Below are 10,434 nucleotides of genomic sequence, written 5' to 3'. Positions count from 1 at the left end.
ACCGCCGACGGCCAACCCCGGGGGAATGCGGGGTTACGTACCGGGGCGGCAGGAGCACCACTGGTTGTCAGCGGTCCGTGCTTTGCTGGACGCATGATCGATGACAAGTTGTCCGACGTCGAAGAGGCAGTGCGCAAGGCGGCCGCCGCCGAGATCGTGCCGCGGTACCGGCAGCTCGCCGCGCACGAGATCGTCGAGAAGAGCGGCCCGCACGACCTGGTGACCGTGGCCGACCGGCTGGCCGAGGAGCACCTGACCGCTTCCCTCACGCGGCTGCTGCCGGGGTCCGTGGTGGTCGGGGAGGAAGCTGTTCACGCGGATCCGTCGGTGTACGACGCCCTGCGCGGCGACGCCCCGGTGTGGATCGTCGACCCGGTCGACGGGACGCGGCAGTTCGTGCGGGGAGAGCCCGGGTTCTGCACGCTGGTCGCGCTGGCGCACCGCGGCGAGGTGCTGGCCTCCTGGACCTATGCGCCGGCCCTCGACTGGATGGCCGTGGCCGTCCGGGGCGGCGGGGCCCGTCTGAACGGTGAGGTGCTGCGCCTGGGGCCCGGCGGGGAGACGCTGCGGGTCGCCACGTCGCACCCCGACTACACGACGCCGGATCAGAAGCGTGCGCTGCTCGGGCTGAACGTCGAGGGCGTCGACGCGCGGCCGTGCGGGTCGGCCGGGCTCGAGTATCTGGCCGTGGCGAAGGGGGAGTTGGACGCGGTCGCCTTCTCCTGGGAACTGGCCTGGGACCATGCTGCCGGGCTGCTGCTGGTCGAGGAGGCGGGCGGTACGGACCGTACGCTGGCGGGGGAGCGGTTCCGTATCACCGGAGGCAACGCCCTTCCGTTCACGGCCGGGCGAAACGAGGCCACGGTGGAGCGGGTCGTGAGACTCCTCGGCGGCGACGCGTAGGGCCGGGCGCCGCCCGGCAGCTGCTCCGGAATATCCTGGGGATCCAGGCCATCGGCTGACGAAGGAGTCCGAAGGTGCCGTCGATGCTCGATGCTGTCGTCGTGGGGGCGGGGCCCAACGGACTGACCGCCGCTGTCGAACTTGCCCGCCGGGGCTTCTCGGTGGAGGTGTTCGAGGCGTCCGGCACAGTGGGGGGCGGAGCCAGAACCGAGGAGCTCACGCTGCCCGGCTTCCGGCACGACCCCTGTTCCGCAGTCCACCCCCTGGGCGCGGGCTCGCCCGCCTTCAAAGCCATGCCGCTGGGCCGGTACGGGCTGGAGTGGCTGCATCCCGAGCTGCCCATGGCGCACCCCTTCGACGACGGCAGCGCCGCTGTGCTGTCCCGGTCGGTCGCCGAGACGGCCGCTTCATTCGGGTCGCGGGACGCCGGGACGTACCGGCGGCTCGTCGCGCCGTACCGGGGGAAGTGGGACACGCTGGCCCGGGACTTCATGTCGCTGCCGCTGAGCGCGCTGCCGCGCGATCCGCTGACGCTGGCCCGCTTCGGGATCGACGGGCTGCCGCCCTCCACCTGGTTGATGCGCCGCTTCCGCGACGACAGGGCGCGTGCCCTCTTCGCCGGGCTCGTCGGGCATGTCATCGCCCCGTTGGACGGCATCGCCACCGGCGCCGTCGGCCTCGTCTTCGCGCTCGCCGCGCACGCGGGGGGCTGGCCGCTCCCACGCGGCGGCTCGCAGTCGATCTCGGACGCCCTCGCGGCGTATCTGCGTGACCTGGGCGGGGTGGTGCACACCGGGTACGAGGTGAAGCGGCTGGACGACCTGCCGCCCGCACGCGCCTACGTTTTCGACACGTCGCCCACCGCGCTGGCCCGGATCGCCGGTCTGGGCCGGGCGTACGAGAACTACCGGTACGGCGCGAGCGTATTCAAGATCGATTACGCGTTGGACGGGCCCGTTCCGTGGACGGCCGAGGAGCCGAGGCGGGCCGGTACGGTCCAGGTCGGGCCGAGCAGCCGCGAGATCGGCACCGCGCTGCGGCAGGCGGCCGGCGGCACGGCTCCCGAAACGCCGTTCCTGATCACCGCGCAGCCCAGTCTCGTCGACCCGTCCCGGGCACCGGACGGCAAGCACGTCTTCTGGGCGTACGGCCATGTCCCGCACGCCTGGGAGGGCGACCTCACCGACGCCATAGAGCGCCAGATCGAGCGCTTCGCCCCCGGCTTCCGCGACCGGATCCTGGCCCGCGCCACGGCAGGCCCGCCCGAGCTCGCCGCGCGCAACGCCAATTACGTGGGCGGGGACATCGCCTGCGGTGCGGCTTCCGGGCTGCAGCTGCTGCTGCGGCCGAAGATCTCCCTCTTCCCGTACGCGACAGCGCATCCGGCGGTCTTCATCTGCTCGTCGGCCACCCCGCCAGGGCCCGGCGTGCACGGCATGTCCGGCCACAACGCGGCGAAGGCGGTCTGGCGGCGGCTGCGCGCGACCTGACCGTCAGGACGCGGCAGGAGGGGCTGGAGGGGCTGGAGGGGCAGGATGGGTGCATGACGGCCATCACTCTCGTACGCGGTGACATCACCGAGCAGCACGTCGACGCCATCGTCAACGCCGCCAACTCCTCCCTGCTGGGCGGTGGCGGCGTAGACGGTGCCATTCACCGGAAGGGCGGCCCGGAGATCCTCGCCGAGTGCCGCAAGCTGCGCGCCTCCCACTACGGGAAGGGGCTGGCGACCGGCCAGGCCGTCGCCACCACGGCGGGGCGGCTGAATGCCCAATGGGTGATCCATACGGTCGGCCCTGTCTGGCAGGCCGACCGGGACCAGTCGGAGCTGCTCGCCTCCTGCTACCGCGAATCCCTGCGCGTGGCGCGGGAGTTGGGGGCCACCACCGTCGCGTTCCCCGCCATCTCCACCGGTGTCTACGGCTGGCCGATGGACGACGGTGCGCGTATCGCCGTCCGTACGGTCCGGGAGGCGGCGGACCAGCCGGTCGCCGAGGTGCGGTTCGTGCTGTTCGACGAGGCTGCCTACGGGGAGTTCGAGAGGGCCCTGGCAGAGACACCTTGATGTCGGATTTTCGCCAGTCAAAGCCATCGGGCGTGCCCGATGCTTGAGCCATGCACACCGACACCGAGCGCTGTGTACGCGCCGTGCAGTCCAAGGACGCCCGCTTCGACGGGTGGTTCTTCACCGCCGTACTGACCACCCGGATCTACTGCCGTCCGAGCTGCCCCGTCGTGCCGCCCAAGGTCGAGAACATGACCTTCCTGCCGAGCGCCGCCGCCTGCCAGCAGGCCGGTTTCCGGGCCTGCAAGCGCTGCCGTCCCGACACCAGCCCGGGCTCCCCGGAGTGGAATGCCCGCGCCGACGTCGTAGCCCGCGCCATGCGGCTCATTGGGGACGGTGTCGTCGACCGCGAGGGCGTGCCGGGGCTCGCCGCCCGCCTCGGCTACAGCACCCGGCAGATCGAACGCCAGCTCCTCGCCGAGCTGGGCGCGGGACCACTCGCCCTGGCCCGCGCCCAGCGCGCCCAGACCGCCCGCCTGCTCATCGAGACGACGCCGCTGGCCATGGCGGACATCGCCTTCGCCGCCGGTTTCGCGTCCGTGCGCACCTTCAACGACACGGTCCGCGAGGTCTTCGCGCTGTCGCCGAGCGAACTGCGCGCCCGCGGCAGGAAGCAGCCGCAGACACCCGGTGTGATCTCCCTGCGGCTGCCGTTCCGCGCCCCGCTCAACCCCACGAACCTGTTCGGGCACCTCGCCGCGACCGCCGTACCCGGCGTCGAGGAATGGCGCGACGGCGCCTACCGCCGCACGCTCGACCTGCCGTACGGGCACGGCATCGCGTCCCTCACGCCGCAGCCCGACCACATCGCCTGCCTGCTCTCCCTCACCGACCTGCGCGACCTGACCATGGCCATCAGCCGGTGCCGCCGGCTGCTCGACCTCGACGCTGATCCGGTCGCCGTCGACGACCACCTGCGCACCGACCCGGTGCTCGCCCCGCTCGTCGACAAGGCTCCCGGGCGCCGGGTTCCGCGTACCACCGACGCGGCGGAATTCGCGGTACGCGCCGTGCTGGGCCAGCAGGTTTCGACGGCCGCCGCCCGTACGCACGCCGCCCGCCTGGTCACCGCGCACGGCACCCCCGTCGACGACCCCGGGGGCGGTCTCACGCACCTCTTCCCGGACGCGGCGGCCCTGGCCGACCTCGATCCGGAGGCGCTGGCCCTGCCGCGCAGCCGGCGGACCACCCTCACCACGCTGGTCTCGTCGCTCGCCGACGGCACGCTCGAGGTCGGCATCGACAGCGACTGGGAGCGGGCCCGCGCGCAGCTGCTGGCGCTGCCGGGGTTCGGGCCCTGGACGGTCGAGGTGATCGCGATGCGTGCACTCGGCGACCCCGACGCGTTCCTGCCGACCGACCTCGGAATCCGGCGCGCGGCGCAGGAGTTGGGGCTGCCGTCGACACCGGCCGCGTTCACGGCACGGGCGGCGGCCTGGCGGCCCTGGCGTGCGTACGCGGTCCAGTACCTGTGGGCCACCGACGACCACCCCATCAACTGCCTTCCCGTATAGAGGCATGCAGAGGAGCGCGTACATGAACACGAAGCAGCACACCGTCATCGACAGCCCGTACGGTCCGCTCACCCTCGTCGCCACGGACGGCAAGCTCTCCGGCCTCTACATGACAGGCCAGCGCCACCGCCCGCCGGAGGAGTCCTTCGGGGACCGCGACGCCGCGCCCGCGATCTTCGGCGAGACCGTCCGCCAGCTCGACGCGTACTTCGCCGGCGAGCTGACGGAGTTCGACCTTGAGCTGAGCCTGGCCGGCACGCCGTTCCAGCGCAGCGTCTGGGCGATGCTCCAGCAGATCCCGTACGGCGAGACCTGGTCGTACGGCGAACTGGCCGAACGCCTCGGCAACCCGGCGGCTTCGCGCGCGGTCGGCCTGGCCAATGGGAAGAATCCGGTGGGCATTGTCGTGCCGTGCCATCGGGTGATCGGCGCGGCGGGCAGCCTTACGGGGTATGGCGGCGGGCTGGACCGGAAGCGGCGGCTGCTGGCGTTCGAGAGCGGTGCGACGGCCCACGAGGACCAGCTCTTCTAGGCCTACGGTCGCCTGCGGCGCTGTTCCCCATCCCGGAACGCGCCGCAGGCGCCTGTCCTAGTCGCCCAGCCGTTCGAACGGGGTCGGGGTCCGCCCCGTCCACCGGTGCTGCACCGACCGCGCCGTCTGCTTCAGTACGCCGCCCTCCTGCACCGTTCCCGCCTCCGTGAGGTAGTAACGCCCGCCGCCGAGCGCGATCAGCCCGTACTGCCCGCCGGACTCCCACCCGTACGTGTCCGACGCCTCGTGGTGCAGACCCTTCGGCAGGAGGGACAGCAGCCGCCCGCGCTCGGGCTCCGGCTGGCCGGTGATCGGGCCCCTCACCGGCTGCTTCGAACCATCCGCGATGTACAGCGAGTAGTTCGGGAACTGCGGCTTCGCGCCCTTGTAGACGGCCATCAGCCAGTTGCCCGTGTGGTCGTCGTACTCCAGATTCTGCACGCCGTACCGCGTGTTGCCGGTGCGGACGAAGACCTTGTCGTCGGCCTGCGAAGGACCGCTGCGGTGCGGCGCGCTCTCCGGCAGCGGGCGCTCGTACTTGCGCCACCAGCGCACGTCGTACTGGAGCAGCACCTGGTGGTCGTTGTCCTTCCGCTTGACGTTCGAATAGATGCCGTACGCGACGGTCAGGACCTGCTTCCCGCGCATGCTGCGGCCGTTCCTGTCGAACTCGGGACCGAACGCGACTCCGTCGATCCCGCTGCAGCCGTACCGGTGGTCGGGGGTGTTCGCGGTGTCGCCGTCGAACTTCCCGTCGCCGTTCATGTCGGCCGTGTAGTCGTCGACGACCTCCTTGAGATGCACCGTCGACATGACGTTGCTTTCCCGTGCGTCCATGCCCATGCGGTCGATGCGGTCCACGTCCAGGATCGCGATGTAGAACGCCTTGGCCGACTTGTACTCCAGCGAGCCGTAGACCCGGCCGTCCTTCGAGTTGAAGTCGAGATCACCCAGATGCCCGGTGAATCCCGATACGGAACCCACCGGATTCCCGCGCAAATCAGTCTTGACGAGCAGGTTGGTGTACGAGAAGTACATGTACCCCTTGTGCCGGTCCACGGTCACGCCCTGCACGTGCCCGGCCTTCCAGGCGCCCCCGTAGACCTCATCCGGCAGGTGTCTGGCCCTGGACGCCTCGGCCGGCGCGGGTGCTTCCGTCGCGCCGGCCAAGGGGGTTCCCTGGGCCACAAGGGCCCCAGCTGCAAGAACAGTCATGAATCCGCCAACGAATGTGCGCATGGGCTCTCCAGATTCGTCGAGGAACGAAGGAACTGCTGGAAGGGACGGACGAGGCAGATGACGCCGGGCACGCTAGGCCGTGCTGTCAACCACTCGGTGCACACCGGTGCAACACCGCGTGAAGGCACTGAGGCAACAGACCGTAGGGCGGACGGAGGTTGGCGGACAGCCTTGATTTCAGCCGTGCGGGGCTTTCTTCGAAGTCAAGCGGTACGTCGCGTGTCCTGCCTGGCCAGTTGGGCCGTACGGTCGGCCAGTTCACTGATCCGTATGCCGTCGAAACCGAACACCGCGCTGCGTACGGTGTCCTCCAGCGGATCGGTCCACTGCGGCGGAATCCCGGCCGCGCCGCACATGACCCCGGCCACCGAGCCCGCCGTTGCGCCGTTCGAGTCGGTGTCGAGGCCGCCGCGCACGGTGAGTGTGATGGTCCGGGTGAAGTCGCCGTCGCCGTACAGCAGTCCCGCCGTGATCACGGCGGCGTTCGGGACGGTGTGGATCCAGCCGAGGCGCCCCGTCTCCTCCTCCAGCGCGGTGAGCGTGTCCGCCCAGGCGGCGCCGGCCGCATGCAGGGCGACGGTGTGCCGGACCGTACGGGCGAGCCGGCTGCTCGCCGGTACGCGCTCCAGCGCGACCTCGATCGCGGCGCGCGGGCCCGGTGCGGTGAACGCGGCGGCGACCAGGGCGGCCGCCCACATCGCGCCGTACACCCCATTGCCGGTGTGCGAGAGCACGGCGTCGCGGCGGGCGAGCGCGGCGGCCCGGTGCGGGTCGCCGGGGGCCGTCCAGCCGAAGATGTCGGCGCGGATGAGGGCGCCGATCCACTCCTGGTACGGGTTGTCGTAGGTGGCGGACAGCGGCGGCCTGATGCCGTTCGCGAGATTGCGGTACGTCGCCCGCTCGGCGGTGAAGGTCTGGAGATAGGGCAGCCGCAGCAGCCACAGCTCGCCGACCTGCTCGGTGGTGAAACCGAAGCCGTGGGTCTCCAGGAGGTGCAGCCCGAGGATCGCGTAGTCGATGTCGTCGTCGCGGCAGCTGCCGCTGATCCGGCCGCGCACGCACTCCGGCCACTCGGGGCGCATCTCGAAACCGGCCGCGCCGGGCGGGGGCGCGGGCAGGTAGTCGGTGAGCGGCAGCGCGCCGGTGAGTCGCAGGTAGCGGTCGATGCGCGAGCGCGTCCAGTAGTCGCCGCGCTCGACGGGCTTGCCGAGCATGTTCCCCGCGATCCGGCCCAGCCAGCCACCGAGGATCCGGTCGGCCGTCCGCGTGCTGTGTGGCGTCATGCGTCGGGTCTACCCATTTCCGGCGGTCAGACGTAGGGCATTTATGCGGTTTTAACTGAAATGCGAGAGCCTGCCGCTAGGTGTGCGGCCCCTCCTGCAGATAGGGTCGGGGCGGCGCGACTGCCTGTTCGAAAGCAAGGGATAGCAAGGTGACGGACGGAGCAGTAACTGAGACCGCCCGCGTGCTCGTCGCGGCGGACAAGTTCAAGGGTTCGCTCACGGCTGTGCAGGTCGCGGAGCGGGTGACGGCCGGGCTGCGGCGGGTCGTCCCCGACGTACGGGTCGAGGCACTGCCCGTCGCCGACGGCGGCGACGGAACGGTGGCCGCGGCGGTCGCGGCCGGGTTCGAGCGCCGGGAGGTACGGGTCACCGGGCCGCTCGGCGAGCAGCTCACGGCGGCCTTCGCGCTGCGCGACGGCACCGCTGTGGTCGAGATGGCGGAGGCCTCGGGCCTCCAGCACCTCCCCGCCGGCGTCTTCGCGCCGCTCACCGCCACGACGTACGGTTCCGGCGAGCTGCTGCGCGCCGCGCTCGACGCGGGCGCCCGCACGATCGTCTTCGGTGTCGGCGGCAGCGCCAGCACCGACGGCGGCGCAGGGATGCTGGCCGCGCTCGGGGCGCACTTCCTGGACGCGGCGGGCGAGCCCGTCGGGCCCGGTGGCGGGGGCCTGCGCGACCTCGCTACCGCCGACCTCGGCGGCCTCGACCCGCGCCTCGCCGACGTGGACCTCGTCCTCGCCAGCGACGTCGACAACCCGCTGACCGGCCCCAAGGGTGCGGCGGCGGTGTACGGCCCCCAGAAGGGCGCCACCGAGGCCGACGTGGCGACCCTCGACGCCGCCCTGGCGCACTACGCCTCGGTCCTCGGCCCGGAGCTCGCCGCTGCGCCCGGCGCGGGTGCGGCCGGCGGTATCGGCTACGGGGCACTGATCGCGCTCGGCGCGAGCTTCCGCCCCGGCATCGAGGTCATGCTCGACGTCCTGGGCTTCGGGCCCGCGCTGGAGCGGGCCACCCTGGTCATCACCGGCGAGGGCTCACTCGACGAGCAGACCCTGCACGGCAAGGCGCCGGCAGGGGTGGCGGCGGCGGCCCGCGCCAAGAACATCGAGGTCATCGCTGTGTGCGGCCGCCTGGCGCTGCCGCCGGAGGCGCTGGGCCGGGCGGGGATCCGCCGCGCGTACGCCTTGACGGACCTGGAGCCGGACCCGGCGAGGTCGATGGCGGAGGCGGGCCCGCTGCTGGAACGAGTGGCGGAGAAGATCGCCCGGGATTTCCTGAGCTGACGACCCGGCGAGGTAGCGGGGCCCGCTCCTCGAACGCCGTAGGGGCTGAAATATTCAGCCCGTCCGGCGTTTGAGGACACTCCCCCAGACTTCGTCCGGGGGACCCCCAAGGGCGTCCCAGGTCTGGGGGCTTGCCCCCAGTTCGGGAAGGGGCGGGTAGGGGGAACAGCCCCGCAGGGCACGCCCAGTGGCGGACAGGGCAACGGTTCCGGGCGGCGCCGCCTACCCACCGCCTTCGCCCCGCACCGCCGCCCCCGCGTCACGCCCCGCTCAACCGAAACGCGTCCAGCGCCAGCGTCATCTCGATCAGGTCCCGCGGCCGCGACAGGGAGCGGGACGTCAGCTGTTCCAGCCGCCGGAGCCGGTTGAACACCGTATTCCGGTGGCAATACAGCCGACCGGCCGTCCGCCCCGCCGACCCCTCGCAAGACAGCCACGCATCCAGCGTCTCCAGCAGCACCACCCGGTCCGCCGGCTCCAGTTCCATCACGCCGGCGAACACATCCGCCACCAGCCGCTCAGCAAGCTCAGGCTGGCTCACCACCAGCGCCGTCGGCATCCGCTCGTCGAGCCGTACGATCCCCGTCGCGTCCGGCGCACACGTCCGCAGCGCCAGGTCCGCGAGCCGGCGGGCCGCGCCCAGGCCGGCGAGCCCGTCCACCACCGGACTGATCCCGCCGGGCCCGGGACACCGCCCGGCGAGGAGCTCCGACAGGTCGGCCGGCGTCGTCTCCTCGCCCAGCGAGACCACCCCCACCTCGCAGTCCGTGCGCATCCGCCAGATGAACCGCATACCTGTGCCCTGGATGCGCCGGTGGAAGGGCTCGCGCCCGTCCCGCCGTTCCACCCGCAGCACCACCACCGCGTACCGCCCCTGCTCCGGCAGATCGAGACCGGCCGCCGCGCGGGCCGCCAGGCCCGGTGAGTCCTTGCCCTCCAGCAGCGCGTCGAGCAGCGCCTGGAGCCGTTCGTCCGTACGGTGGCGCAGCTCCGACTCCGTCGCGCGGTACGCCTCCGAGGCGATCGCCGCCTGCGCGTCCACCGCGGCGAACACCGTCGTGGCCGCCCTCATGAGCACCGCAAGCGTCTCGGGGTTCTCCGCCTCCGTGCCCTCCAGGAGCGCGTCCCACACGAGGTAGCCCGCGTGCCGGTAGGAGTGCACGAGCAGTTCCAGCGGGAAGCCCTGCTGCGCCCGGCGCCGGCCCGTCCACTCCGCGTACTCCAGATCGCGGCGCGGTTGCGACTTCGGCGCGGAGATCGCCTCGATACCGATCCGCATCGCCTGCTCGGTCTCCTGCCAGTGCTGGTCCTGCGACAGGACCTGCCCGTACAGCGGCGAGTGCGCGTTCAGCTCGCGCATGTGCTGATCCACCAGATCCGGCAGCCGGCCGAGCAGCGCCGCACATGCCTCGGTCAGCACCGCCCAGTCGTGCCCCGTCCGTGCTCTGCGGGCTCCCATGGCCGAGAGCGTGCCATGGCCACGGCTTCCTGACAGGCCCCTGACACGCACTGTTGTGCACGTGCACAACCGGTCGTGGGTGCCGCTGGTCACCGGCAGCGGTTCCGCCGCCGACCGTGGACGGGAGGCCACGCCGGTGCTGAGGTGAGCGCCACC

General features: G+C 71.9%; 9 protein-coding genes. 6 read left to right on the top strand and 3 right to left on the bottom strand.

Going from position 1 to position 10,434, the window contains the following annotated elements:
* Positions 1-93: 93 nt before the first annotated feature.
* From J7I98_RS24465 to J7I98_RS24445, 5 genes are all read left to right on the top strand, one after another.
* Entirely contained in the window at positions 94-903 is an 810-nt protein-coding gene (locus J7I98_RS24465; protein WP_214925451.1) for an inositol monophosphatase family protein, read from the top strand.
* Between the two features lie 74 nt (positions 904-977).
* Positions 978-2,393 (top strand): NAD(P)/FAD-dependent oxidoreductase, encoded by a 1,416-nt coding sequence (locus J7I98_RS24460; RefSeq protein WP_214925450.1) that lies wholly within the window; start codon positions 978-980, stop codon positions 2,391-2,393.
* A 53-nt stretch (positions 2,394-2,446) separates the two neighbouring features.
* Positions 2,447-2,968 carry an O-acetyl-ADP-ribose deacetylase gene (locus J7I98_RS24455; RefSeq protein WP_214925449.1) on the top strand — a complete coding sequence of 174 codons (522 nt, stop codon included), beginning with the start codon at positions 2,447-2,449 and terminating at the stop codon, positions 2,966-2,968.
* Between the two features lie 50 nt (positions 2,969-3,018).
* Complete coding sequence (locus J7I98_RS24450) at positions 3,019-4,482, top strand: AlkA N-terminal domain-containing protein (protein ID WP_214925446.1); 1,464 nt, start codon at positions 3,019-3,021, stop codon at positions 4,480-4,482.
* 22 nt (positions 4,483-4,504) lie between these two features.
* A complete protein-coding gene (locus J7I98_RS24445) occupies positions 4,505-5,014 on the top strand; it encodes a methylated-DNA--[protein]-cysteine S-methyltransferase (RefSeq protein ID WP_214925443.1) in 510 nt (169 codons plus the stop codon).
* Positions 5,015-5,071: 57 nt separating this feature from the next.
* Here the strand turns inward: J7I98_RS24445 and J7I98_RS24440 are convergent, their stop codons facing one another.
* Positions 5,072-6,229 carry a hypothetical protein gene (locus tag J7I98_RS24440; protein WP_214925732.1) on the bottom strand — a complete coding sequence of 386 codons (1,158 nt, stop codon included), beginning with the start codon at positions 6,227-6,229 and terminating at the stop codon, positions 5,072-5,074.
* A gap of 227 nt (positions 6,230-6,456) precedes the next feature.
* Positions 6,457-7,536 (bottom strand): ADP-ribosylglycohydrolase family protein, encoded by a 1,080-nt coding sequence (locus J7I98_RS24435; RefSeq protein ID WP_214925441.1) that lies wholly within the window; start codon positions 7,534-7,536, stop codon positions 6,457-6,459.
* A 149-nt stretch (positions 7,537-7,685) separates the two neighbouring features.
* Here J7I98_RS24435 and J7I98_RS24430 point away from each other — a divergent pair, with 149 nt between their 5' ends.
* Positions 7,686-8,819 carry a glycerate kinase gene (locus J7I98_RS24430; protein WP_214925440.1) on the top strand — a complete coding sequence of 378 codons (1,134 nt, stop codon included), beginning with the start codon at positions 7,686-7,688 and terminating at the stop codon, positions 8,817-8,819.
* A gap of 259 nt (positions 8,820-9,078) precedes the next feature.
* On the opposite strand, the gene J7I98_RS24425 is transcribed toward J7I98_RS24430, so the two are convergent.
* A complete protein-coding gene (locus J7I98_RS24425) occupies positions 9,079-10,278 on the bottom strand; it encodes a CdaR family transcriptional regulator (RefSeq protein WP_214925438.1) in 1,200 nt (399 codons plus the stop codon).
* Positions 10,279-10,434 lie beyond the last annotated feature (156 nt).

Source organism: Streptomyces sp. ISL-98, from assembly GCF_018614055.1.
Lineage (GTDB): Bacteria > Actinomycetota > Actinomycetes > Streptomycetales > Streptomycetaceae > Streptomyces > Streptomyces spiramyceticus.
This window is presented reverse-complemented; position numbering and strand designations above follow the sequence as displayed.